Origin of the sequence: Rhabdobacter roseus, assembly GCF_014202275.1 — a bacterium.
GTDB lineage: Bacteria > Bacteroidota > Bacteroidia > Cytophagales > Spirosomataceae > Rhabdobacter > Rhabdobacter roseus.
This window is the reverse complement of record NZ_JACHGF010000002.1, coordinates 1,096,952-1,120,965: the sequence shown is the minus strand read 5'-3', so window position 1 is coordinate 1,120,965 and position 24,014 is coordinate 1,096,952. Positions and strand designations below refer to the sequence as shown.

Here is a 24,014-nt window from a genome sequence, read left to right as displayed (position 1 = left end):
AGTAAATCACGGTTAGGAGGGTATTGAGCGCTGATTTACCATTCATTTAGTATAAAATTTTACGACCAGTGGTTTCCTCAGTGTATGCATGAGGCGTCTGAATAAGACAGTTGGATAAGTAAAACAAGGCTACTACATGCTACTAAATGGAAATACAGCGGCTTTTGGGATTATTAGAAAAAAACTATACAATAACTTTTAAATAATCTTGCCAGAAACAGATTGCTCTCCCCAGACTTCACTGGCTCGGAAGTCGGTACTACTTTCCCCAGTATGTAGAAGGGAGTTCACGAAAAAGGGTAGGGGTGCCATTGTATACCGAGCAGCCCCCCTATGGAACGGGGTTTATACACTTACGTTAGAAAGGTAAATCCAATAGTTTAACTTCAAAAAGGAAAAGACATGATTAACGGTAAAGTATTTTGGGGCATTGTTACAGCTGCGGCAGCAGGAGCAGTTATAGGACTTTTGGTAGCACCAGAGGACGGTAAAAAAATGCGTAAGAAAATAAAGAAATCTGCCAATGACTGGGCGACAGACATGATCGATGCTCTTGAAAAAGGCAAAGGTAAAGTACTTGACGCAGCGGAGCAAGTGAAAATCAAAGGAGAAAAATACAAAGATGAGGCGCTGGCTTCGACCGAGGATGCTATTGACACCGCCCAAACGGCAGTCAACAAAGCTAAATAGTAGTGTAGTATAGCTGTTCTTATCATTATGCTACTGGACGATATAAGCCCCTGTAAATGAAGAGGCTCATCGTTCAGTAGTTATAAGTTTACAGCCAAACCTCTTTTCATTATCTATCTAAACTTTTACAAAAGCGATGTTATTTGACGATGCAAAGACCAAGGCAGAAGAAACGCTTAACCACGCGGTTGGGTATGCGGAAGCCCGCTGGAACCTGATAGCCCTTAAGCTGTCAGATCGAACTGCCCGAGCCGCTACAGCCTTTGTAGTTGGAATTGTATTGGGAGTCCTGGCTATCTTCTTCCTGTTATTTATCAGCGTCTCAATCGCTCTGGCACTTGGAGGTCTACTAAATAATGTAGCAGTAGGATTTCTTATTGTGGCGCTATTGTACGCGCTCATTGGGATCATCATATTTAGCAATCGCATGAAATTGCTATTCTTCCCGATCATGAATTACCTTTTAGCAACTTTTTACAAAGATGATGACGATAAAATCAGTGGATGATCTTCGAGCTCAACAAGCACAGGCTCACAATGATTTGCAAATAGCGAAGTCAAGATTAACGCTTGATAAGGAAGCCTGGCTGGATGAGGCTAAGCCAATCAGACGTATTACGTACTTACTTGGAAATGTGTTCACGAACCGTTATCAGGGAATGGTAGGTAAAAGCGTCCAGGTTGGCGTCAACGCTCTTTTAGGCAAGACCATTCTTCGTCGATTACCCATCCCCCTCAATTTTCTGGTCCCCCATTTGGTTCAGAATACCATACTAAACTATACTCATCGCCACGGAGATGAGTGGTTGTTGACCGGCCTGAGATGGTTGAAAGAGGTTACGGAGGATGATGAACCCACGGAAGATGTAGAGCGATTGGCGCTTCCGGCAGCCGTTTACACTGATGCCAGTGAAGCAGGAGTTGCTGTACCTATCGAAAGCCCTAGTTCAGGAGTAGACGTGTATGGCACCGATCAATTAGGAAGGAGTTAGGGCAGTATTGAGCCAAAAGTCACTGATTTTTAGAATCACATCTTTAAGATGCTCGTAGCTGGTAGGCTTTACTACGTAGCTGTTGGCACCGAGCCTATACGACGAATCTACGTCATCTGGGGCTTTGGAGGTACTAAAAATAATGATAGGTATAGAGCGAAGTCTACTATCAGCCTTGAGCACTTTTAGTACATCTCGGCCATCCCGCTTGGGCATATTAAGATCCAGTAAAATGAACGAAGGAGCTACTTCGTTCATTTTATTTTTGAGGTGGGTCAATAGCTGCTCTCCGTCTTCGAAAAAAAGTACATTGTAGGGTATGTTGTTGTCTTCGAAAGCCGCCTGGACCAAAAATCGGTCGTCCGCATCATCATCAGCCATGAGTATGCTGTGGTCAATCATATACCGCTTCTAATTAAAGATTGGTTGCAGAGGCAAATATAAGCAAAACTTGGCCCCTTTTCCTTCTTTTCCTTCCGCTATTAAATATCCATTGTGATTCGATACTACCCGGCGGCAAATAGCCAGGCCGATTCCCGTACCCTCGTATTGGTCCCTACCGTGTAATCTTTGAAAGATAACAAATATCTTGTCAGCATATTCCGGACTGAAGCCTATCCCATTGTCGATGAATTCGATGAGGTGAAACTGGAGCTCCCGATGGGAGGGGTTAACAGTAGGTATGTCCGTTCCATGCGCAAGGCGGTAATTTATAGCAATTTCTGGGAATTGCCCGTCTTTAGAGTACTTAATGGAATTGGAAATCAGGTTCTGAAACAGCTGTACCATCTGCATAGGGTAAGCTGCTACCGTAGGCAAGTCCTGGCTCTTGATTTTGACCTCTTTTTCTTTAATGGTTTCGGATAAATTGTTTTTTACTTCCAGTAGGATAGTGTTAAGGTTGGTCAGCTTGGGGCTGTAATTCGTTCGGACAATCCTAGAAAAAGACAACAAGTTGTCAATAAGTAGCTGCATTCTTTTGGCAGAAACGTCAATCTTCTCCAGCATATACCGTACTTCCTGGGGAAGGCTTGGAGCGTGCTGGGATACAATGCGGTCAGAAAAGGAACGGATTTTTCGCAGGGGCTCTTGTAAGTCATGAGAGGCTACGTAGGCAAACTGTTCCAGTTCTTCATTCGAGCGGTTTAAGTTCTGTATCTTGTTTTCTAACTCTAATCGGTACATCTTGTTGCGCCGGAGCTCCCGGTCGAGCAAGATAAAGGAAGAAGAGAGGAAAAGAAGCGCAACAACCATGATAACCCAATTAAACCGGTATACCTGCTGCTCGTAATTGTCGCGGCTTTTGATCCGATTTTCCATTAGCAGTATTTCTACCGAAGTCATGTCATGAAGCGTCTGGTTGATTCGGTTAAGTTGCTTGGTATCTACCCGTAGCGACAACAGTTGTGAAGCTTGGTCGATGGGCAACGCATGAGTTACAAGGGAGTCGACAGTGCGGGAAAATGCCCTTAGCTCACCCCTCAAGGTTTGAGCTCGTTTGTTTTGAGCAAGGTTATCATCTACCAGGCTGTCGAGCAGATCAGTAAAAACCGGGAGAATTTTTAACTGCTGACGGGCTTCATTTTTACTGTCTTCGCCCCCTAGCAAGAGGTAGTTCTTAAGATGGTAGTCGGTAATAAATACAGAAGAGGCAATCTTCTGGATGGTAATTTGTACTTCCTGTGTGTGATCGACCCGACCGGCATAGTATACGAGTTCACGGTTGATGGTATGATAACTGTACGATAAAGCTACAATGAGGGCAATGGAAATGCCAAACAGAAAGCGTATGGCCCAAGTAAGCTGTAGTTCACTTAATGTTCTGTCTAGTAAGCGTAAAGAAGAAAGTTTCATCAAAAATTTGTGAATTTGACGGTATGTATGTATTTGCTCAATATGTGGAAACTATTGCGCACTCAATTTGATTAATAGGATAGTAGCTGCCGTTGGGCTGTAGGCACAAAAAATAGTAGCAAAAAATCTTCTTTTTTTAAGGGTCTGTAAGATAGTACCAAAGCAAATCAAAGATAAAAAAATAATAGTAATTCCTTCCTTAAGGCAAAGGTGGAACCAATATTTTACCCACTACCCAAAATTGTTTTAGTATATGCAGAGACAAGCCCAAGTTCAACGTCAAACGTTGAAATACTCTCCCTTACAAATACAAATGCTTAACCTTCTCCACCTAACAACCCTGGAGTTGGAAAATAGAATCAAAGAGGAGATGGAAGAGAACCCCGTGCTGGAGGAAGGTAAAGAGGAAGCAAGTACGGAGGAAGTGACCGAAGACTTTGCAGACCCGGGTGATACCATCGGTGCCAACGGAGAAGAAACCCCAGAAGTACAAGACTACTACGATTGGGATGAGTTCAGAGACGACGACATTCCGGATTATAAAACGTACTCCAACAACTTTTCGGCCGATGATGATCTCTATTCCAGGCCTATGGTGGAGACAATCTCGTTTCGGGATGAGCTTAAGGAACAAATTCATTTTCTTCAACTGAACGACCGGCAGCAGCTTATAGCTGATTTCGTGTTAGACTCCCTGGATGAGGATGGCTTTTTAAGGAGGGATTGCGAAGTCATTGCGGACGATATCTCCTTTGCTAACAGCATGTTCATTGACATGGAGGAAGTAGAGTCCATGCTAAGGGTTATTCAACAGCTTGACCCACCCGGGATTGCCTCCCGGGATCTCAGAGAATGCTTACTGATTCAGCTGGACCGTCTGCCTACCAAAGATGAAACTTGGAAGCTGGCTTACAGGATTGTTTCTGACACCTTTGAAGAACTCGGAGCCCGAAATTACGAAAAAATCATGCGTGTGCTCGAGATTGAGGAGCAGGACCTTAAAAAGGCAATCCATACCATTACCTCGCTCAATCCTAAACCTGCTTCGGGGTTACGAAACGATACCCCAACCAATGACAACATTAAACCCGACTTCTTGCTTCGCTATACGGATGACGGTGAAATTGAAGTACAACTTGCCTGGGGTAACAGTCCTGCCTTGCGAATGAGTAAGCTATTTACCCAAATGGCGGAGCAAAAAAACGATAAGGCGACCAATCAGTTTCTACGTAATAAGATCAACTCCGCCCGCTGGTTTATAGATGCCATCAAGCAGCGGGAAAATACGATGCTGAGTACCCTGCGGGCCATCGTGAAGCTTCAATTCGATTACTTTCAGACCGGCGACATAAAAAAGTTGCAACCCATGATCCTGAAGGATGTAGCCGAAATTATTGATATGGATATTTCGACGGTCTCCCGTGTAACGACCAACAAGTATGTCCAGACACCATTTGGCATCGTTTTATTAAAAGACCTATTTACCGAAGGGGTGGCTACGGAAGACGGAACAGAAGTTTCGAACCGGGCTATTCAGGAAGCTATACGCGAAATTGTGGAATCCGAAGATAAGCGCCATCCCTTTAACGACCAACAAATTACAGACATGCTGGCCGAGAAAGGATACAACGTGGCGAGAAGAACAGTTGCCAAGTACCGGGATCAACTAAGTATCCCTACGGCAAGGCTTCGAGTTACCATTTAGTAGTTTACTCCCTACTCTATTCTTGTACCTAGTTAACCATTATGAAAAAAATACTTGTTGTTGACGATGAGGCAGATATTTGCATGCTTCTCAAGCGCTTCTTATCAAAAAATGATTTCCTGGTAGAAACCGCCCAAACCGGAAAGAAAGGGCTACAAATGGTTGACGACTTTAAGCCTGACCTGGTCATGACTGACTTTCGTCTAGGGGACATTACCGGATCTGAGCTCCTTGTGAACATCAAGTCCAAGCTACCTAACGTCCCTGTCCTCATCATTACGGGCTACTCAGACATCAAAATTGCCGTTAACGTGATGAAACAGGGCGCGTATGATTACATTACCAAGCCCCTTTTTCCGGATGAAATTCTGGTAACGGTAAAAAAAGCCCTGAAAGATGCCGAAGAAGGAGGAGACGAAGTAGAGCCCGAGTTATCCGGTGTTGAATCAGAAAGTACCTTTAAAAGAAAAGACAGCAGCAACGGAAAGTCGCCCGTACAGCTGAAGTCAGGATATATTATCGGAAGAAGTAAGATCGCCGATGAATTGTATCGGCAGATCGACTTGGTAGCTCCTACCAACTTCAGCGTTATTATTTATGGCGAAAGCGGATCTGGGAAAGAGGCCATTGCGCACGAGATTCACAGCCGTTCTACCCGGAAGAATAAACCATTTGTGGCGATGGACTGCGGAGCGATCTCTAAAGAACTAGCTGGAAGTGAGCTGTTTGGCCACGAAAAGGGTTCGTTTACAGGGGCTTTGCAAACCAAAATCGGGCACTTCGAAATGGCCAACGGAGGTACTTTGTTTCTGGATGAAGTTTCGAACCTTTCGTACGAAATTCAGATGGCCCTGTTGCGGGTAGTACAGGAGCGAAAAATGCGGCGCATCGGTGGCAATAAAGAGATAGACCTGGATGTAAGAATCATTGTGGCCAGCAACGAGCGGTTGATGGAGGCCGCCCATAAGGGCAAGTTCAGAGAAGATCTCTATTATCGTTTCAATGAGTTCACGATTGAGGTACCTGCGCTCCGGGAGCGGAAAGAAGACCTGCTGCTTTTTACGGAGTACTTTTTGCAAAATACCAACGCAGAGCTTAATAAATCCGTGAAGGGTTTCTCGGATCAGGTCATTGAGGACTTTATGAATTACGAATGGCCCGGAAATTTAAGAGAGTTAAAGAATGTCATCAAGCGTGCTACACTGCTGAGTGATGGCGAGTATATAGAAGAAAAATCATTGCCTTTTGAAATAGCTAACTATCAGAAAATAAAAGACTTAGAGGGTGATTTTGTTCCCCTGAAAATAGAAGAGGAAATACGTGAAGTAGACACCAAGCCTAGCCTGAAAACGGTTGCTAACGAAGCCGAATATGACATGATCATGCAGGTGCTTCGCCAGGTCAATTTCAATAAAAGTAAAGCGGCCCGACTACTTAATATTGACCGTAAAACACTCTATAACAAAATGAAACAATTTGACCTCCAATAAAAAAAGAAGTTTGATTTTCAAAAGCGAGTACCAAAATGACGGATTTGAAAAAGATATTCCACTCATTCGGCATAAATGACTTATTGAATGCCTCTACGAGCGGATTGGTTCTTTTTAAAAAAGAAAAGAACCTGGATGAGCAAAGGGAGCGTATTGTGTGTACGGTAGATAACAAATCTGCGCGTACCCTAACGGGTTATGGGTCGTTGAGTGGAATGGAATGGTCAAAATTTGTTGGAGAAGGGAATGAGGTACCTGGCCCAGTGCATGATACAGATACAGAAGTTTTTTTTAAGCGGTCCCATACCTGGTGCCGGATTAGTAATGTAGCCGTTGACGAGAATCATTTTTTGTGTACGCTGACGGATATTTCCCAAAGAAAGCAATTAGAAAGTAAAAATAAATTTGATTTTAGACTGCTGCGGGAAGCTGAGAAAACCATGCGCTTTGGCAGCTGGACCTGGGACCCCGAAACGGGTGAGATCGGATGGTCTGATGGCGTATACTACATGCTTGGCTACGATGTGGACAGTTTTCAAGGGGCTATTACTTACCAATTACTAAAAAGCCACCTGCACCCAGACGACCTAGAGATCGTACCTAACACTGTTACGGAGGTACTGGAGCAATCCACCTATACGTTTGAGGCCAGAATCATTACAGCCGAGAAGGAAGAGCGCTACGTAATGGTACGAGGTCAAAAGGTACTGGACGAGACGAAAGGCAGAGCCATCTACATGGGTAATATCTTTGACATCACTTCGCTCAAATTAATTCAAAACGAACTGGAAGGTAAAGTACTTGATCTGAATAAATCCAACGCTGATTTAGAACAATTTGCCTACGTAGCTTCCCACGATTTGCAGGAACCCCTTCGCAAAATCGTCTCCTTTGGCGAGCGGCTCGACAGCCGGAGCCGGGGAGCACTTAACGAAGAGCAGGCACTTTACCTAGACCGAATCCTGAACGCCACCAGGCGTATGCAAGAGATGATCGACAACCTCCTGGAGTTTTCGCGCGTGGCCCGCACCAAGGATGGTTTTGTTCGTACAGACCTCAATACCATTCTCAAGAGTGTAATCAGCGACCTGGAGGTTACCATTCAACAAAAGAATGCGGTGGTAAAAATGGGAGATCTGCCGGAGATAGACGCCATTCCTTCTCAGATGTCTCAGCTATTTATGAATCTGCTCTCCAACTCGCTGAAATTTACTAGACGTGAAGTAAGGCCAATCATTACTATTAAGGCAGAAGCACTCAAACCCAATGAGGTTGGTGAGCAACAAGGTACCCTGCTCGGCAAATCGTACATCCGTATTCTTATTGAAGATAACGGGATTGGCTTTCAAAACGATCAGTCAAGCCGTATTTTTACTTTGTTTCAAAGACTAAGAGGACGCTCTGAATTTGAAGGAGCGGGCATTGGGCTTTCAGTTTGCAAAAAAGTAATCGAGAATCATCAAGGATCCATCGAAGCGTATGGTATACCGGAAGAAGGTGCCACCTTTACAATCCTTTTGCCCACTTCTCAATCATAATGTACCCCCATGCAGGATAAGCCCATTAGCGTATTGCTAGTCGATGATGATGAAGACGACTATTTATTAACGAGTGCTTGTTTCAAGGATTTGTATCAATGGAATTTCCAGCTTACCTGGTGCCCTACCTACCAGGAAGCCGTAGAATGCCTGCGTACATGCCGACACGATCTTTACGTATTTGATTTTTTATTGGGTGATCGGACGGGCATTGACTTGCTAGCCGAAGCACTAAAGAATGAGTGCGAAGAGCCCATCATTCTTCTGACGGGCCGGGGAGACGAAAAGGTAGCCGTGGAAGCGCTCCGACTGGGTGCGGCCGATTACTTGATCAAGAGCGAGTTGGAACCAACTTCTCTGGAAAGAAGTATCCGGTATTCGCTCGAAAGAACCAAGGTACTTAAAGCCCTTCGCCAAAGTGAGCGGCGCTACAAGCGCATTTTTGAAGAGTCCATGGATATGCTCTTTATTAGTGATCTGTCCGGCAAAATCCTGGATTTTAATCAAGCTGCCTTGCAACTAACCGATTACAAGGCAAGCGATTTGAAGTCGAAAACCATTTTGGAACTTCTGGATGGCCCGGACGTACCTTCGGTCTGGAACTACATTCAGGAAGGAAATAATTTACAGGACCGCGAGGTAAGGCTAATTACCAAAGAGGGTGAAAAAAAGTACTGTATTTTTTCCGCATCTGTGGAGTCAGACATGGACAGCAAGTACATCCAAGGACGCCTCCATGACATTACCTCCCGCATGCAGTCCGAGCGCGAACGCCTGTTTTCAGAACGGCTGGCCGTTACGAGCCGGTTGGTTCGGATGCTGGCTCACGAAATACGGAATCCGTTGACGAACGTAAATCTTTCCGCCGAACAGCTGGAGTCGGAACTGGAAGATGAAGATCAAAAATTTTATACGCAGATTATCAAGCGAAATTGCAGTCGGATCAATGATCTTATTACGCAGCTTCTACAGTCATCGCGTCCCACGGAAATAACGCTGATTCCACAATCGCTTAACCAGCTCCTGGATGAAGTACTGGCGGCTTCCAATGACCGTATCCAATTAAAAAGAATAAAAGTATCGCGGGAGTATGAAAACGACGATCTGGTGATTCCTCTGGATAGTACCACGCTGCAAATTGCTTTTATCAACCTGATCACCAATGCTATTGAAGCCATGGAAGAAGGCAAAGGTATCTTGAGGGTAATTACGCGCAAGTATGACCAGGATATCCAGGTACTGATCGTGGACAACGGATCGGGCATTAGCGAAGAAAATATGCGTAAAGTGTTTGAACCTTACTTTACCGGTAAAAAAACCGGTATGGGCATTGGATTGGCCACTACGCTCAACATTGTACAGTCGCACAAAGGCCGCGTGGATGTACAGTCTGAGGAAGGAACAGGTACTATCTTTACCGTGAGCTTCTCCATAAAGGAACCCGTTTTGGAAGTGTAAACAGCGGACTGTAAAGTACTTGTGGTAAAGTAAATAAACAGTTGAGCAATTCAATCCCCAATTTTTACACGGCCTCACCTTAAAATTACGCTCAGGAATCCGGGTATGGTTTTAGTCTTCATAAGTGCATGACATTAACGTAGACTAAACGATATATCCCATGGAACTCATCATATTCCTTATACTTTCACTGTCGGCGGGTGTTTTGGCCGCCTATTGGGTAGAGACAGTACCTAAAAAGAGAAGACAACGGTCTGGAAATTTATCAAGTGCATCGCTTGATTTTACATACTTTAAGAAAAAAGCCCGGCAAATTCAGTGGTGAAAGCCAGTTTGGTTTTTTGAAAAGCAGCTGGCAAGTCTGTTCACAGCAACTTTAACGTTACATAAATAGCACTATATCCAAAGCGATCGAACGTTGTTTCAGTACAACGCTCGATCGCTTTTTGCTTTCAAAGTACCCCAAAATAAGCTAGATAGAACCAAAATTGCCGGAAAATAAAGCTAAAGAGAAGAATGTAGGTTAATATTGTATGATTACTCCTGAATATCGGTAAAGGGATTGGTAGGCGGGTAAACTACATTTGTCCTACAATCAGCAATTAGCTCTTATCACGTATGAATATATCCTGGCAAGGGGTGTTTCCCGCCCTCACTACCAAATTTACCGCAGAAGGTACCCTCGACCACGCTGCTTTCAAACATAACCTACAGGCCCAACTCGAAGCCGGCGTCGACGGCATTATCCTGGGTGGCTCCCTGGGCGAGGCAAGTACCCTGACGGTCGTTGAAAAAGAGGAGCTTGTAGAACGAGCCGTCAATCTGCTGGAAGGCAAAGTACCTGTGGTGCTTAATATTGCCGAAGGCTCCACGCGAGAAGCCGTCCGGATCGCGGAGCATGCGGCCGAGCTGGGCGCAAGCGGACTCATGCTGTTGCCCCCCATGCGCTACAAAGCCGATGATCGCGAAACGGCCGAATATTTTAAGACCATCGCCCGGTCGACGGAGCTTCCGATCATGATTTACAACAATCCGATTGATTATAAAATAGAAGTGACCCTAGACATGTTTGAGGAGCTACTTCAGTTTGAAAACATCCAGGCCGTGAAGGAGTCGACCCGGGACGTATCCAACGTAACCCGCCTTCGTAACCGCTTCGGCGACCGCATCAAGATACTTTGTGGCGTGGATACCCTGGCGGTGGAGGAACTGGTCATGGGCGCCGATGGCTGGGTAGCCGGCCTGGTATGCGCCTTTCCGCGCGAAACGGTGGCGATCTATCGCCTAGTCAAGGCGGGCCGCCTCGACGAAGCCCGGACGCTCTTCCGTTGGTTTTTGCCCCTGCTGGAGCTGGACCTACACCCCAAGCTGGTGCAGTACATCAAGCTGGCGGAGGTACATACCGGCCTGGGTACCGAACACGTGCGAGCTCCGCGCTTGCCGTTGGTAGGAGCCGAGCGGGAGCGAGTTGAGCAAATCATCACCGATGCCCTTGCCGTTCGACCCCAACTTCCAGACTACCTGGCGCTTTGAACCGATGAACGATCAGCATTTTTTCTGCATCGATGCCCATACCTGTGGTAACCCGGTACGGGTCGTGACCGGCGGGAGCATTCCGCGGCTCGAAGGAAGTACCATGAGCGAAAAACGGCTGCACTTCCTGCGCGAGTACGACTGGATTCGGCGGGGGCTCATGTTCGAACCACGTGGCCACGACATGATGTCGGGGAGTATTTTGTATCCACCCTCTGACCCGGCCAATGACGTGGGTATCCTGTTTATAGAAACGTCCGGCTGCCTGCCTATGTGTGGGCACGGTACCATCGGTACCGTTACGGTGGCCATTGAACAGGGCTTGGTAGTCCCCAAAACACCGGGGGTACTTCGGCTGGAAGTACCCGCCGGGCTGGTGAAGGCTGAGTATATACAAGAGGGGAAAAAAGTCAAATCCGTTAAGATTACCAACATCAAATCGTACCTGGCGGCGGAGGGAATTGTGGTAGAATGCCCCGACCTAGGTACTTTGACGGTTGATGTAGCCTACGGTGGAAACTACTACGCCATCGTAGACCCCCAGCCTAACTTTGCGGGCTTACAACATTTTAAGGCCGAGCAGCTCGTGGCCTGGGCGCGCGTGGTGCGGGAGCGGATCAACGCCAGCCATACGTTCGTACATCCCGAGAATCCAACCATCCAGGGCCTAAGCCACGTACTTTGGACGGGCGACACCCTGGACCCTGCCTCGACGGCCCGCAACGCCGTTTTCTACGGCGATAAAGCCATCGATCGCTCGCCCTGCGGTACGGGTACTTCAGCCCGCATGGCCCAGTGGCACGCCCAGGGTAAGCTAAAGCCCGGTGATGCCTTTATTCATGAAAGCATCATTGGCTCCAAGTTTATCGGGCGTATTGAAGACGTAACCGAGCTGGCCGGTCGGGAGGCCATTGTGCCGAGTATCGAAGGCTGGGCCATCATTCACGGCTACAACCATATCATCTTCGACGAAGCTGACCCTTACGTACACGGTTTTCAGGTACTTTAAGGCTGCTAAGTACCTACCCAAGAAGTACCTGCCCTCGGAGCAGGTACTTCTTTTTGTTTGCAAGAAATCCTTTGGGTTAAAAGTACCCTTTATCCGAAAGGTACCTAACCCCCTCTGCTGAAACCTACTTCAGGTCTTTGAGCGAGTAGCGGTTGTGTCGGTGAAAAAAGCCGTAAATGATCGGGAAGACGAGCAGCGTCAATACGGTGGCGGTGATCAAACCACCAATCACGACCGTGGCGAGTGGTTTTTGGGTTTCGGAGCCAATACCGGTAGACATGGCCGCGGGGAGCAGCCCGATGGCTGCCATGAGGGCGGTCATGACCACGGGCCGAACGCGCGATTTTACACCTTCCCGGATGGCCTCGTCCAGGCTCAGGCGGTTCGAGAGGTTTTTGTTAAAGACCGAAATCAAGATGACGCCATTCTGAACGCAAATCCCAAACAAGGCAATGAAGCCTACCCCCGCCGAGATTCCGAAGTTCATACCCGTGACGTGCAGCGCCAGAATACCCCCGATGAGCGCGAAGGGTACATTGATCAGGACCAGGCCGGCATCTTTGGCGTTGCCAAAGGTGATAAACAGCAGAATAAAAATGGCAATGAGGCTGATGGGAACTACCTGGCCGAGCCGCTTCGTAGCCCGCACCTGGTTTTCGAACTCGCCGGTCCAGGTCACCGAGTACCCCTTCGGAAGCTGATCCACCACGGATCTTACCCGCTCCTGAGCCTCGGCGATGGTACTTCCCAGATCGCGCTCCCGGACCGAGAACTTCACACCAATGAAGCGTTTGTTGTTATCGCGGTACACAAAGGCCGGGCCCGTTACTTTCTGAATACTGGAAATTTCTTTGAGGGGTATTTTACTGCCCGTGAGGGTAGGTACCATGAGGCGCTGGATGTCTTCCTCGCTGCGCCGGTACTGCTCCTGGTACCGCAGCCGAATCTCAAATTTACGTTCTCCTTCGTACAGAATAGAGGCCGTTTTGCCTCCAATGGCCATTTCGATCACCGCTTGGGCGTCGGCCGTCGATACGCCGTAGAGCGCCATTTTTTGTTCATCAAAAAGCACGCTCATCTCGGGTTGGCCGATGTTGCGTAGTATGCCCACGTCCTTGACGCCGGGCACGGCTTTGATGGCCTCAATCACTTCGTCCGCTTTCTCGTTAAGAACCTCCAGATCGTCGCCAAATATTTTCACGGCGTTGCTGGCGTTCATTCCCGCCACGGCCTCGGCCACGTTGTCGATGATGGGCTGGGAGTAGTTGTAGTTGATCCCCTGAAACTGCCGCAGCTGGGTGTCCATTTCCTCAATGAGTTCGTCGGTCGTGATGGCGCGGGTCCATTCATTCTGGGGCTTGAGGTTCACCTGCATCTGCACGTAGTAAAAGCCCGAGGGATCAGTACCGTCGTTGGAGCGGCCGGTTTGGGAAAGTACCCCGTTGACTTCGGGAAATTCGGCCAGCTTGGCACGAAGTACCTTCACCATCTTGACGGTTTCGTTCAGGGAGCTGCTCATGGGTAGTTTGGCCTCTACCCAAAGCGCCCCTTCGTTTAGTTGCGGCAGAAACTCCGTTCCGAGCAGCGTTGACGAAAACAAAGTACCCCCCAGAAACAGGAACGCCGCCAGTATGCTCGTCTTTTTACGCCGGTAGCACCACTCGAAGCCCCGGATCACGATGCGGTCGAAGAAGTTGACCAGCGGATTGTTTTTCTCACGTACGTTTTTTCGAAGTAAAATGGAGCAAAGTACCGGCACGAGCGTCAGCGTGTAGAGCAGCGCACCCAGCAACGCAAACCCCAGCGTGTAAGCCAGCGGGCTGAACATCTTGCCTTCCACTTTTTGAAAACTAAAAATAGGAATGAGGGCCGTAATGATAATGAGCTTGGAGAAAAACACGGCTTTGCCCAGCTCTCCGCCCGTTTTCTTGATAATCCCCATTTTGGCGAGTTTATTAAACCGGGCCATGCCTACTTTATGCGCCAGGTGATCCAACGACACAAAAATACCCTCGACCATGACCACGGCACCGTCGATGATGATGCCAAAATCGACCGCACCCATTGAGAGTAGATTGGCCGACATACCTTTGAGTCTCAGGCACAAAAAAGCAAACAGCAGCGCCAGCGGAATGATGATGGAGACGATGAGGGTAGTGCGCCAGTCGGCCATGAACAGAAATACGATCACGGTCACGAACAGGATACCCTCCAGGAGGTTGTGGAGTACTGTGCGGGTACAATAGCTGATGAGCGTATCGCGGTCGTAGAAAGTCACCATCTTGACGTCCGGCGGAAGTACCTTGGTATTTAGCTCCTCGATTTTTTCCTTTACGCGGGCCAGTACCTCGCTGGGGTTTTCGCCCTTACGCTGCACCACGATCCCCTCCACCACGTCGTCGTTGTCGTTCAGACCTACCTGGCCTACCCGGGGCTGGTTGGACTCGCGCACGTCGGCTACGTTCTTGACCAGCACGGGGTAGTCTTTGACGTACTCCACAATGATGTTTTCAATGTCCTGAATAGAATTAAGCAAGCCAATGCCTCGCACCACGTAAGCCTGGCCGTTGCGCTCAATGACGTCGCCGCCCACGTTGATGTTGCTGCGCGTCACGGCCTGGTAGACATCCAGGGGCGTGATGTCGTATTTAGCCAGTTGGGTGGGATTCACCTGCACTTCGTATATTTTCTCCCGGCCGCCAAAGGCCACCACATCGGCCACGCCGGGTACGCTCCGTAGCTGCCGGTCGATGACCCAGTTATGAATCGTAAGGAGCTCGCGGCTGTCCCGGTCCTTACTTTCGAGGGTAAAACGGAAGATTTCGCCCGTGGGGCCGTAGGGCGGCTGCACGTCCGGCTCCACGTCGTCGGGCAGCGATACCGTCCGGAGCTGGTTGTTGACCTGTTGCCGGGCAAAGAAATCGTCGACGTCGTCATCAAAAATAATTTTGATGATCGACAAGCCAAACATCGTGATGCTACGGACGTTGGTCTTGCGCTGGACGGAGTTCATGGCGACCTCGATGGGTACCGTCACGAAGCGCTCTATTTCCTCCGCGCTGCGGCCGTTCCACTCAGTCACGATAATGATCTGGGTATTGGTTACGTCCGGAAATGCCTCCAGGGGGGTATTCAGGTAGCTAACTACCCCTGACACCACCAGGATGCCCGTCATGAAGAAAATAAAAAAGCGGTTTTTGAGCGAGAAGCCCACAATACCTCTAACAAACCGATTCATGTAGCTAGTCGTTCAGCGCGTCGTAGATTAGCAGTTGGTTTTTAGAAATGACCTTCTCGCCCTCCTGTAGCCCTGCCTGGATGTAGGCGCGGTCGGCCAGGGTCCGAAATACCTCCACGGCACGGGTTTCGATGTCGGTGCGGCTCCGGAACACCATCACCCAGTACTTGCTTCGGTCAAAAATCACGGCTTCGGCGGGGATGGAGGCCATTTGTTCTTTTTCTTCAAAATTCAGGAAGACCGTCGCGTGCATTTCGGGTTTGAGTTTATAACCCGAATTTTTGAGCCGGATACGTACGCGTAGCGCTTTGGTGTCGGGGTCGAGCACGTTATAAATTTTGTCAACTACCCCCTCGAAGCGCTCGTCGGGGTAGCTGATGGTCTGGATGCTGGCTTTCATGCCCAGGTGTATACGCGGAATATCGCTCTCGTTTACGTTGGCAATGGCCCAGACGTCGGCGATCTGCCCGACGGTAAAGAGGCTTTCGGCGTTGTCGGAACGCAGCTGCATGTCTCGGTTGACGTTCTTTTGCAGAATGAATCCGTCAATGGGTGACTTCACGACGTAGTTGGAGCTTTTGCCGAGGCCGTAGATCCGGAAAATTTCGTTGACGCGTTCTAGCTCAGCCTGGGCCCGGTCTACCTCCCGACGGGCGGCTATGACGTCGCGCTCCGGCGAGAGCTTGCTCTCAAAGAGATCTTCGGCGGTTTTCAGGCCCTTTTGGGCTACCAGCAGGTCCGACTGCGCCTGAATCATCTGGCGCTCGAAGTCGGCCACTTCCCCCGACCGGATAACGGCCAGAATCTGACCTTTGCGTACAAAATCACCCAGCTCTACGTTTACTTCCTCCACGTGCCCACCCACCAGCGGAAATACCTTGATGACCTGATTTTCGTCGGGAATGACCTTACCTACCAGCACCAGCTCATTCCGGATCGGCTCAGTACGTACGTCGTCGAGCACGATCCGTTGCATCATGGTGTCTGATAGCATAAAGGCCGTAGCCTGGTCCAGCTCATCGTGGTGTTCGCGGCAGGAAAGCAGCGTGAGCGTGGGTAGCCATACGATCAGCAGTACTTTGAGGGGTAGGTACTTTTTCATAATTATTTGAAGAGTTCTTCAGCTACGGCATAATTCAATTCCTCGTAAACACGAATGCGATCGGCCTGAAGGCGGTTGAACTGCTTGATACTCTCGTTGTAGGTTTCGATAAAATCAATGAATTCAAGTAAGGTGATGTTGCCTTTCTGGAAATTGTCATAAATCCCCCGGCTGAGTAGCTCAAACTGCGCCGCAAAGCTGCCTTCTACGCTTTCAAATACCTTGTCGGCCTCCTGTACCTTCCGAAGCGCGGTTTCGACCTCGTTGAGGATGGATGCTTTGTGTGCGTTCTCCAGGGTTTTCTGGTACGTGATCATGCTTCGGGCCGCCCGAATGGCCCCCTGGTTACGGTTCAGAATGGGAAGGTCGGTTGAGAGACTGAGACCCAGGTAGTTGTTGATGTAGCTCCCGGCCTGGTCGTAGGTAGCACCCAGCCGCAGGTCCGGTACGGCCAGGGCTTTTTGTAACGAATAATTAAGCTCGGCCTGGCGGGCCAGCGACTCAGCAATGCGGAGGTCCGCGCGGCTAAGCAGGGCTTTTTCCTGGAGACTTTGGCTCGTATAAGTACCCAGTCGGTAACGCCTTAGCTGGGCGGAGTCGATCCGAGGCGAAATAGGTACCTCTACCTGCAGGATATTCCGGAGCTCGCGCTGGTTATCCAGAAGCTCATATTGAATAGTGGTGCGGTCGTTGGTGATCTGGAAGAGTAGCGCTTTCAGGCGAAGTACCTCTTTGAGCGCTACGTTGTTGCGGTTGTATTCTTTTTCAAAAGCGGCCACCGTCGCTTGCAAGGTGGCCATTTGGGCGTCGAAAAGCTGAATGGTATGACTGAGGAAATACGTTTCGAAAAAGCGCTCCCTCAGTTCAAATTTAAGCGCCCGGATCAGTTCGAAAAATTCGTACTCGGTCATGCGCGTCGACTCAGCAGCCAGAGCGACACGCTTATTTCGTTTGCTGGCCGTATAGACCAGCTGCTGCACGCTAATAATCTTCTGCCCCTGCTGGCCTACGTCTAGCACTTTGCCTCGGGTACCGTTATAGGCACTGATTTCGACAAATAGGTTAGGATTTTCCCAGAGCCGGTCCTGTAGCTCAAAGGCCCGCGAGGCCTCAATACGGTACCTTTCGGCCAGAATAGCCAGGTTATTTTGTATAAATAGGCTATCCGCCTGCGCCAGGCTAATCCGGAGCGTATCCTGGGCCGATAAAGAAAAAGAAACAAAAACGAATAAAGCTACGCTAAGCAACCGCATGTGTACAAATTTGGCTTGCAAAGATGTACGCGGGGCATTACACGAAGCTTAGAATAGACTTAGAAAAAAATTAAAATGCTAAACGTGCCTAAAAACGGCTGAAAAGGTACTTCCCTGGCCTTTTTGGCTGGTGACGTTCAGGGTACCTTCGTGGATTTCTACGATGCGTTGACAAATGGAAAGGCCGATGCCATAACCCGAAAAAAGGGTGGCATTGGAGGCTCTATAAAATGGCGCAAAGATGTGGGGTAGTTCTTCCAAGGCAATACCAATCCCCTGGTCAGTTACCTGAACGCTACAAAATTCCTCGTCCGCATCGATCCGGACGTAGGCCGTATGGTTTGGGGAGTATTTGCAAGCATTGTCCATGAGATTGAGAAAAACCCGCTTTAAAAGTTCTTCGTTGCCCATCATGATCGTGTACGTTTCGTCTTCGGGGATTTTATCGAACTCGATTTGTACCTGGTAGTCGGTAGGGTGAGTAGCCAGCAATTCATCTTTGGCCGCAAAAACCAGGTCGTCGATGCGTACCCGCTGGGTGGTCATCTGAGCAATATTCTCAAACGAGCGAGCCAGGAACAGCAGGCTGTTGGTGATGTTGATGAGGCGATCCGTATCGGAAGTCAGGTTCTGAAAGATTTCGTTCAGTTCCGGGTCGCTCTCAACATACTGTTGGCCCAGCTGTACTTCCAGCTTCAGGGCGGCCAAAGGCGTACGCAGCTCGTGGGAGGCGTGCGAAACAAAGCTTCGTTGCTGTTCAAAAGCCTGCTGGAGCCGCAGAAGTACATGGTTGAAATTAATAGCCAACTGGGCAATTTCGTCACGCCGGTTTCCTTCGTCCAGGCGTTGCTGGAGGTTTCGGGCCGTAATGGTAGAAACTTGCTCGTTGATCAAAGCGATGGGTTTCAGGGCGTGGCCGGCAAAGTAAATACCTAGTGCTACCGTCAGGCCAATGCCTACTACCAAACCCCAGGAGAGCGTACTACGAAGGTTCCGCAGCTTACTCTGACCAAATTTGTCGTAGGCCGAAGCCAGTACCACCAGGGGCTCACGGCCCTCTTCGTAGAGTAAGCCCACTACTTCATTAGTACCTTCGGTTATTTCCAGCTCTTTCTTTTGCCGTATTTCCTCAAGAAGGCTAGGGCGAAAAGTAATTTGCTTATCGTCGACACTGGAGTAGATGAGTTCATTTTGCTGATTAAAGACAAGTACCTTTTCGTCGATGAGGGCCGTAAGAGTATTTTGATCAATAATTTTGAGGAGATTCTTATCAACCTCTTTCACCTTCACCAGCAAGCGGCAGGTAGTACGCGCTTTATTTTGCAGCCGATCATAGAATTCTTCCTGACGGTAGTTGGCCGAAATAGTATAGACTACTACCGAAAAAATGATGAGTATGGAGGCTACGATCAGCGAAAATTGCAGCGCAATCCAGTTTTTTATCTTCATAACCTACCCGGTTACCCTTCCTTGATCACGTAACCCAGGCCGGGGCGCGTATGAATTAATTTCGTGTCGAAATCTTTATCTACTTTACGACGAAGGTAATTGATGTACACCTCCACCACGTTGGTGCCGGGGTCAAACCGAAGGTTCCAGACGTGCTCGGCCAGGTCCATTTTCGACATCACGTGCCCCCGGTTGCGGAGGAGGTACTCCAGCAGGGCAAATTCACGGGCAGTGAGCTCAATGGAGCGCCCTCCCCGAGTCACTTCTTTGGTATCCGTATTTAGTTCGAGATCCGCCAGGCGGAGCACCGTATGTTTCCGGGGGGGATTATGCAGCTCGGCCCTCCTAAGCGCGGCGGCGATGCGGGCCAGCAGCTCGCGCAGGTCAAAGGGCTTCACCAGGTAGTCGTCAGCGCCCTTGCCCAGCCCTTGTACTTTATCCTCAATCTCCCCGTAGGCCGTGAGCATGATGATGGGTAGGGTAGGGCGAAGCGCTCGCACTTGCTCACACACCTCGTAGCCTTTCAGGCCGGGCAGGTTGATGTCCAGCAGCATAAGATCAAAGTACTTGGTAATGGCCGATTGCTTGCCCGTAATGCCGTCGTAGGCTATCTCGGCTTCGTATCCTTCGCCGGTAAGGCTTCGATAAATCGTTTGTGCAATGCGCCGGTCATCTTCGACAATCAGGATTTTCTTCACCAGTTGGTCGCTTTGATTTTCGTAAAAATAGTAAACTTCCTCACTCCATTTGAGTAGTATGGATAGAAATAAGTATTACCCTGATTCGGGGAGGGTACTTCATCTTCTATCAACAGATTGCCTATATTTGTATTGAGCATCTACGTTCTATGGCACAGTATTATCGTTTCGACAAAGAGAAGTCTTCGCGGAAGCCCGGCATTACGCCGTTAAAAGAGGCTATTAGTCAGATGCTTGATGCGTACCATCTGAAAAATAGTTTTGATGAAACCTACCTCACGGCCCACTGGAGTACCATCATGGGCCAGCCCATTGCCTCCCGAACTACCAAAGTGTACGTAAAGGATCAAATCCTTTTTCTACAAATTGAGTCGGCTCCGCTGCGGGACGAATTGGTACGGGCCAAGCACAAAATCATCGAGCTCATCAACCGCGAAGTAAAACCGGGCCTGATTCGGGATGTCGTGTTTATTTAGGAAGGTACCTGCCTACGCCTTCGTTTTATGGATTCTTATTTTCAATCAATGATGCCACCCCAAAAAGGTACTTTTCTTAAACAACTACCCTCTTTTCTACAACCCGGCGACACCGTAGGCGTGCTGGCTCCCGCCAGTCGGCTCGATTACGAAGAGGTACTTCCGGGCCTGAGAGTACTTAGGGAGCAGTGGCAGCTCCAGGTACAGGAAGGTACAACCCTCCGGCTAGCGCACCACCAGTTTGCGGGTACTGACGAAGAGCGCTTCCAGGACCTGCAGGCCATGCTCGACGACCCCTCCATCAAAGCCATTCTGGCGGCCCGGGGTGGCTATGGCTGTTCGCGGCTGCTGGATCGCCTCGATTTTACGGAGTTCCGCAAAAATCCCAAATGGGTCGTCGGATTTAGCGATTTGACCGCCCTTATGGCCCATCTGCACGGTATGGGTTTTGCCAGCCTCCATGCCTCCATGGTGAAGCTCTTTACCAAAGCAGGCGGTGAGCTAGCGCTGGAGTCGCTGCGTAAAATGCTCTTTGGCGAGCAAGTGGCCTATGAGGTAAGTACCCATCCGTTCAATCGCCTCGGAAGCGCCGAGGCCGAGCTGGTAGGTGGGAACTTGTGTCTGCTGGCGCACCTGGTGGGTTCAGCGTCGGATTTGGACACCGCCGGAAAGGTACTTTTCTTGGAAGACGTAGGGGAGTACTACTACAACCTGGATCGGATGCTCATTCAGTTGCAACGCGCCGGAAAGCTAAGGTACCTGGCGGGATTAGTAGTAGGGCAATTTACCGAAATGAGGGATAATCGGGACCCTACTTTCGGCCAGGATGCCTACGAGATTATTCAACAGCATGTGTCGGCGTATAGCTACCCGGTATGCTACAATTTCCCCGTGGGCCACGTGGCCGACAACCGCGCGCTCGGCGTTGGGATGCCGGTGCAGCTAAAAGTAGGAGAGTCAAACGTAACGCTTTCCTTTCCATTACCCCAAAGTACCTAAGCTAAAAAAGACCATATGAAATCATTTTCCAATAAGGTAGTCTGGATCACGGGTGCCTCGTCCGGCATCGGAGAGGCCCTGGCCTTGGAATTTGCTCGGGAAGGAGCCAGGCTGGTGTTATCGGCCCGGCGGCGCGAGGAGCTCGAGCGCGTCAAGCAGAGCGTCGGCCTGCCCGAGGACCAGGTACTGGTACTACCGATGGACGTCACCCAGTTTGACCAGGCCGAAGTCCACGCGGCGCGGGTGGTAGGGTACTTTGGACGGATCGACCTGATCGTGCACAATGCGGGCATCAGCCAGCGGTCGTACGTGCGCGATACCGACTTTGAAGTATATCGGCGCCTCATGGACGTGGATTTTTTCAGCACGGTGGCCCTCACGCAGGCGGTACTTCCCTCCATGCTCAAGCAGCAAAGCGGCCATTTTGTGGTCATTAGTAGCGTGGCGGGTAAGGTAGGTACGCCCATGCGGTCCGGCTACAATGCGGCCAAGCACGCCCTGCACGGCTTTTATGACTCGCTCCGGGCCGAGACGCACGACGACCACATCCGGGTGACGGTGGTTTGTCCGGGGTACATCAAAACCAATGTGTCGGTGAATGCTCTAAATGCCCAGGGAGAGCAGTACGGGAAGAAAGATGCGAACCAGGAAAAAGGCATGTCGGCGCAGGAGTGCGCCCGGCAAATCGTAGAGGCCGTCAAAAAGGATAAAAAAGAAGTATACATCGGGGGCTTGAAAGAAACGGCCGCCATCTACCTCCGTCGTTTCTTTCCGTCGCTCCTCTTTACGGCCGTACGGAAAAATGCGCCGGAATAAGCCCATTCAAAAGAAAGTACCTCTTTGCGGCTAACAGAGGGATTCTGATTAAAGTACCTCATACAAAAAAGAAGCTGGCCCATATGAGCCAGCTTCTTTTTTGTATGATCTATATCCGGATCAGTATCCTGGATTCTGCTGGCCGGCCAGCGTAGGATTAACCGAAATTTCCGAAGCCGGAATAGGCCATAAGAACCGGAAATCACTGTACGGAATAGTAGGCAACGCAGGCGTCAAAACTGGACGATTTACCAGGTCATAGCGGGCGTTGGTTAGCTGTGATACCTCTATCTTAGCCGGAATTCCGTTCGTAGAGTAGTTGGGGTCTAGCACCAGGCGGTGAATATCACCCCACCGACGGCCTTCGGCCGTGAATTCAATGCGGCGCTCGTTCAGGATAGCCAGTACAAGATCAGCCGGGGCGGTAGTGAACCGAGCTTCGGCAGGTACCGACCGGTTGCGTACGGCGTTGAGCAACAGAAACGCCTGTGCGCTGTTTCCTTGGCGAGCATATGCTTCGGCGGCGTTTAGAATCACCTCCGCATACCGTACAACAGGAGCCCAGTCAGCAAACACACCGTAACTGCGGTACTTTCGGGTATAGTAGAATGCAAAACTACCCGTAGTCTGTCCTACCTGAAGGCGTTCTCTCCGCAAGTCGCCATTCACCCAGAAACTAGCGTTGTACAGATTAGGACTAGTAGCAATTAGATCGCGAGCGCCCAAACTAGATGGGCCGAACATGTTGGCCAAGGCACCGTTTACCCCACCATTGGAGTTCGCGCTGTTGGCAATCGAGAAGATTGATTCTCGGTTGTTGGTATAGTTCACAAAGGGCGTTTCGGGGGCCGCTTCCAGCGTATAGTTACCAATGGGACTGGTGAAAGTACCCGTTGAGGCATTGGTACCCAATTTGGTGCCCTCGGCAATGACTCCGGCCCAATCCTGCATATGGAGTTTCACGCGGGTTTTCAGGGCAATAGCCGCACCTGAGGTAGCTCGGGCGATCCCATTGGTGCGCGTAGCGGGTAAGTTTTGCTCGGCAAAGTCGAGATCGGCCAGCAGTTTGGCGTAAGCTTCGGCTACGGTACCCCGGCCCTGCGCCAAGCCTTCTTCTACTGCAACAGAAGACGTGATCGGTCTCTCGCGGTAGGGTACTCCCGGACTAGCGCCGTTGTTATCAGCAAAAGGACGAGCGAAGTGGATCAACAACTCGTGGTGCGATAGCGCCCGTAGGAATCTTCCTTCTCCTTCGTACTGAGCAGCAACTTGGGCAGAAATGAGCCCGGTTTCACCGGCGCGCCGTACGCCATCAATCAGGATGTTGGACTGGTTGATGAGCGCATAAAGCTGCTCCCAATGGTTCTTGTTGTTGGCAGAGGCTACCGTATACAAGGCGCGGTAGGTAATGTCATAGAACGCCTGTAGGTTCACCATGTCTTCACCCCGCATTTCGCCTTGCTGGATGGCGGCCGCTCCAAAGGGGTACCCGCGTCCCGCGCCTCCTTCGTAAAAGCCTACGGCTGCCGCCTGGTATACCCCGTTGGCTACCAGCTCAATACTAGCCGGGCTGGTAAAGGCCGTCGTTTCGGAAAGAGCAGCTAACGGATCCAGCTCCGTAAAATTATCGCAAGAAGAAATGGCTACGAAGGTACCCAGCAGAGTTATCTTGGCAACTTTTCCTATATTCATTTTTTTTATAAGTATATTTTTC

The 24,014-nt window shown here is 49.6% G+C and carries 20 protein-coding genes; 12 read left to right on the top strand and 8 right to left on the bottom strand.

What is annotated here, in order from left to right; all coding sequences use genetic code 11:
• Positions 1-402: 402 nt before the first annotated feature.
• From HNQ92_RS09730 to HNQ92_RS09720, 3 genes are all read left to right on the top strand, one after another.
• Positions 403-690 (top strand): YtxH domain-containing protein, encoded by a 288-nt coding sequence (locus tag HNQ92_RS09730; RefSeq protein ID WP_184173577.1) that lies wholly within the window; start codon positions 403-405, stop codon positions 688-690.
• A 136-nt stretch (positions 691-826) separates the two neighbouring features.
• Complete coding sequence (locus HNQ92_RS09725) at positions 827-1,198, top strand: phage holin family protein (RefSeq protein WP_184173576.1); 372 nt, start codon at positions 827-829, stop codon at positions 1,196-1,198.
• Entirely contained in the window at positions 1,173-1,682 is a 510-nt protein-coding gene (locus HNQ92_RS09720) for a hypothetical protein (RefSeq protein ID WP_184173574.1), read from the top strand. Before HNQ92_RS09725 ends, HNQ92_RS09720 begins: the two co-directional genes overlap by 26 nt.
• Here the strand turns inward: HNQ92_RS09720 and HNQ92_RS09715 are convergent.
• Together HNQ92_RS09715 and HNQ92_RS09710 are read right to left on the bottom strand one after the other, a co-directional pair.
• Entirely contained in the window at positions 1,668-2,084 is a 417-nt protein-coding gene (locus tag HNQ92_RS09715) for a response regulator (protein WP_221307411.1), read from the bottom strand. The two genes, HNQ92_RS09720 and HNQ92_RS09715, sit on opposite strands and share 15 nt — an antisense overlap.
• A 9-nt stretch (positions 2,085-2,093) precedes the next feature.
• Positions 2,094-3,536: a sensor histidine kinase gene (locus tag HNQ92_RS09710; RefSeq protein ID WP_184173570.1), complete on the bottom strand. Its 1,443-nt coding sequence runs from the start codon at positions 3,534-3,536 to the stop codon at positions 2,094-2,096.
• Positions 3,537-3,789: 253 nt separating this feature from the next.
• Between HNQ92_RS09710 and rpoN the strand changes: the two genes are divergently transcribed.
• From rpoN to HNQ92_RS09680, 6 genes are all read left to right on the top strand, one after another.
• Positions 3,790-5,241: an RNA polymerase factor sigma-54 gene (gene rpoN, locus HNQ92_RS09705; RefSeq protein WP_184173568.1), complete on the top strand. Its 1,452-nt coding sequence runs from the start codon at positions 3,790-3,792 to the stop codon at positions 5,239-5,241.
• Between the two features lie 41 nt (positions 5,242-5,282).
• The gene (locus HNQ92_RS09700; RefSeq protein ID WP_184173566.1) at positions 5,283-6,731 is read left to right on the top strand and encodes a sigma-54-dependent transcriptional regulator; all 1,449 of its coding nucleotides are present in this window, start codon (positions 5,283-5,285) and stop codon (positions 6,729-6,731) included.
• 35 nt (positions 6,732-6,766) lie between these two features.
• Positions 6,767-8,269 carry a sensor histidine kinase gene (locus HNQ92_RS09695; RefSeq protein ID WP_184173564.1) on the top strand — a complete coding sequence of 501 codons (1,503 nt, stop codon included), beginning with the start codon at positions 6,767-6,769 and terminating at the stop codon, positions 8,267-8,269.
• 9 nt (positions 8,270-8,278) lie between these two features.
• On the top strand, positions 8,279-9,727 hold the full coding sequence (locus tag HNQ92_RS09690) for a hybrid sensor histidine kinase/response regulator (protein ID WP_184173562.1): 1,449 nt from the start codon (positions 8,279-8,281) through the stop codon (positions 9,725-9,727).
• A 624-nt stretch (positions 9,728-10,351) separates the two neighbouring features.
• Positions 10,352-11,260: a dihydrodipicolinate synthase family protein gene (locus tag HNQ92_RS09685; RefSeq protein WP_343062980.1), complete on the top strand. Its 909-nt coding sequence runs from the start codon at positions 10,352-10,354 to the stop codon at positions 11,258-11,260.
• A gap of 4 nt (positions 11,261-11,264) precedes the next feature.
• Positions 11,265-12,269 (top strand): 4-hydroxyproline epimerase, encoded by a 1,005-nt coding sequence (locus HNQ92_RS09680; RefSeq protein WP_184173793.1) that lies wholly within the window; start codon positions 11,265-11,267, stop codon positions 12,267-12,269.
• A gap of 124 nt (positions 12,270-12,393) precedes the next feature.
• Here the strand turns inward: HNQ92_RS09680 and HNQ92_RS09675 are convergent, their stop codons facing one another.
• The 5 genes from HNQ92_RS09675 to HNQ92_RS09655 form a co-directional block, all read right to left on the bottom strand.
• The gene (locus HNQ92_RS09675) at positions 12,394-15,507 is read right to left on the bottom strand and encodes an efflux RND transporter permease subunit (protein WP_184173558.1); all 3,114 of its coding nucleotides are present in this window, start codon (positions 15,505-15,507) and stop codon (positions 12,394-12,396) included.
• A 4-nt stretch (positions 15,508-15,511) separates the two neighbouring features.
• Positions 15,512-16,609 (bottom strand): efflux RND transporter periplasmic adaptor subunit, encoded by a 1,098-nt coding sequence (locus HNQ92_RS09670; protein WP_184173556.1) that lies wholly within the window; start codon positions 16,607-16,609, stop codon positions 15,512-15,514.
• A 2-nt stretch (positions 16,610-16,611) separates the two neighbouring features.
• Positions 16,612-17,862, bottom strand: coding sequence for a TolC family protein (locus tag HNQ92_RS09665; RefSeq protein ID WP_184173554.1), 1,251 nt, complete (start codon positions 17,860-17,862; stop codon positions 16,612-16,614).
• Between the two features lie 78 nt (positions 17,863-17,940).
• Positions 17,941-19,311, bottom strand: coding sequence for a sensor histidine kinase (locus HNQ92_RS09660; protein WP_184173552.1), 1,371 nt, complete (start codon positions 19,309-19,311; stop codon positions 17,941-17,943).
• Between the two features lie 11 nt (positions 19,312-19,322).
• Positions 19,323-20,009 (bottom strand): response regulator, encoded by a 687-nt coding sequence (locus HNQ92_RS09655; protein ID WP_184173550.1) that lies wholly within the window; start codon positions 20,007-20,009, stop codon positions 19,323-19,325.
• A gap of 149 nt (positions 20,010-20,158) precedes the next feature.
• Between HNQ92_RS09655 and HNQ92_RS09650 the strand changes: the two genes are divergently transcribed.
• The 3 genes from HNQ92_RS09650 to HNQ92_RS09640 are packed head-to-tail and all read left to right on the top strand — an operon-like array spanning position 20,159 to position 22,300.
• Positions 20,159-20,485, top strand: a complete 327-nt coding sequence (locus HNQ92_RS09650) for a DciA family protein (RefSeq protein WP_184173548.1) — start codon at positions 20,159-20,161, stop codon at positions 20,483-20,485.
• 48 nt (positions 20,486-20,533) lie between these two features.
• Entirely contained in the window at positions 20,534-21,484 is a 951-nt protein-coding gene (locus HNQ92_RS09645) for a S66 peptidase family protein (RefSeq protein ID WP_246439849.1), read from the top strand.
• 15 nt (positions 21,485-21,499) lie between these two features.
• Positions 21,500-22,300, top strand: coding sequence for an SDR family oxidoreductase (locus HNQ92_RS09640; protein WP_184173546.1), 801 nt, complete (start codon positions 21,500-21,502; stop codon positions 22,298-22,300).
• A gap of 120 nt (positions 22,301-22,420) precedes the next feature.
• Here HNQ92_RS09640 and HNQ92_RS09635 read toward each other — a convergent pair whose 3' ends face one another.
• Complete coding sequence (locus HNQ92_RS09635) at positions 22,421-23,992, bottom strand: RagB/SusD family nutrient uptake outer membrane protein (protein WP_184173543.1); 1,572 nt, start codon at positions 23,990-23,992, stop codon at positions 22,421-22,423.
• Positions 23,993-24,014: the final 22 nt, after the last annotated feature.

Excerpts from the sequence above, each read along its gene's own strand:
- HNQ92_RS09665 (WP_184173554.1), bottom strand. The coding sequence starts at position 17,862 with ATGCGGTTGCTTAGCGTAGCTTTATTCGTTTTTGTTTCTTTTTCTTTA.
- HNQ92_RS09730 (WP_184173577.1), top strand. The coding sequence starts at position 403 with ATGATTAACGGTAAAGTATTTTGGGGCATTGTTACAGCTGCGGCAGCA.
- HNQ92_RS09635 (WP_184173543.1), bottom strand. The coding sequence starts at position 23,992 with ATGAATATAGGAAAAGTTGCCAAGATAACTCTGCTGGGTACCTTCGTA.
- rpoN (WP_184173568.1), top strand. The coding sequence starts at position 3,790 with ATGCAGAGACAAGCCCAAGTTCAACGTCAAACGTTGAAATACTCTCCC.
- HNQ92_RS09670 (WP_184173556.1), bottom strand. The coding sequence starts at position 16,609 with ATGAAAAAGTACCTACCCCTCAAAGTACTGCTGATCGTATGGCTACCC.
- HNQ92_RS09680 (WP_184173793.1), top strand. The coding sequence starts at position 11,265 with ATGAACGATCAGCATTTTTTCTGCATCGATGCCCATACCTGTGGTAAC.
- HNQ92_RS09720 (WP_184173574.1), top strand. The coding sequence starts at position 1,173 with ATGATGACGATAAAATCAGTGGATGATCTTCGAGCTCAACAAGCACAG.
- HNQ92_RS09695 (WP_184173564.1), top strand. The coding sequence starts at position 6,767 with ATGACGGATTTGAAAAAGATATTCCACTCATTCGGCATAAATGACTTA.
- HNQ92_RS09700 (WP_184173566.1), top strand. The coding sequence starts at position 5,283 with ATGAAAAAAATACTTGTTGTTGACGATGAGGCAGATATTTGCATGCTT.
- HNQ92_RS09725 (WP_184173576.1), top strand. The coding sequence starts at position 827 with ATGTTATTTGACGATGCAAAGACCAAGGCAGAAGAAACGCTTAACCAC.
- HNQ92_RS09715 (WP_221307411.1), bottom strand. The coding sequence starts at position 2,084 with ATGATTGACCACAGCATACTCATGGCTGATGATGATGCGGACGACCGA.
- HNQ92_RS09645 (WP_246439849.1), top strand. The coding sequence starts at position 20,534 with ATGATGCCACCCCAAAAAGGTACTTTTCTTAAACAACTACCCTCTTTT.
- HNQ92_RS09650 (WP_184173548.1), top strand. The coding sequence starts at position 20,159 with ATGGCACAGTATTATCGTTTCGACAAAGAGAAGTCTTCGCGGAAGCCC.
- HNQ92_RS09640 (WP_184173546.1), top strand. The coding sequence starts at position 21,500 with ATGAAATCATTTTCCAATAAGGTAGTCTGGATCACGGGTGCCTCGTCC.
- HNQ92_RS09675 (WP_184173558.1), bottom strand. The coding sequence starts at position 15,507 with ATGAATCGGTTTGTTAGAGGTATTGTGGGCTTCTCGCTCAAAAACCGC.
- HNQ92_RS09690 (WP_184173562.1), top strand. The coding sequence starts at position 8,279 with ATGCAGGATAAGCCCATTAGCGTATTGCTAGTCGATGATGATGAAGAC.
- HNQ92_RS09660 (WP_184173552.1), bottom strand. The coding sequence starts at position 19,311 with ATGAAGATAAAAAACTGGATTGCGCTGCAATTTTCGCTGATCGTAGCC.
- HNQ92_RS09710 (WP_184173570.1), bottom strand. The coding sequence starts at position 3,536 with ATGAAACTTTCTTCTTTACGCTTACTAGACAGAACATTAAGTGAACTA.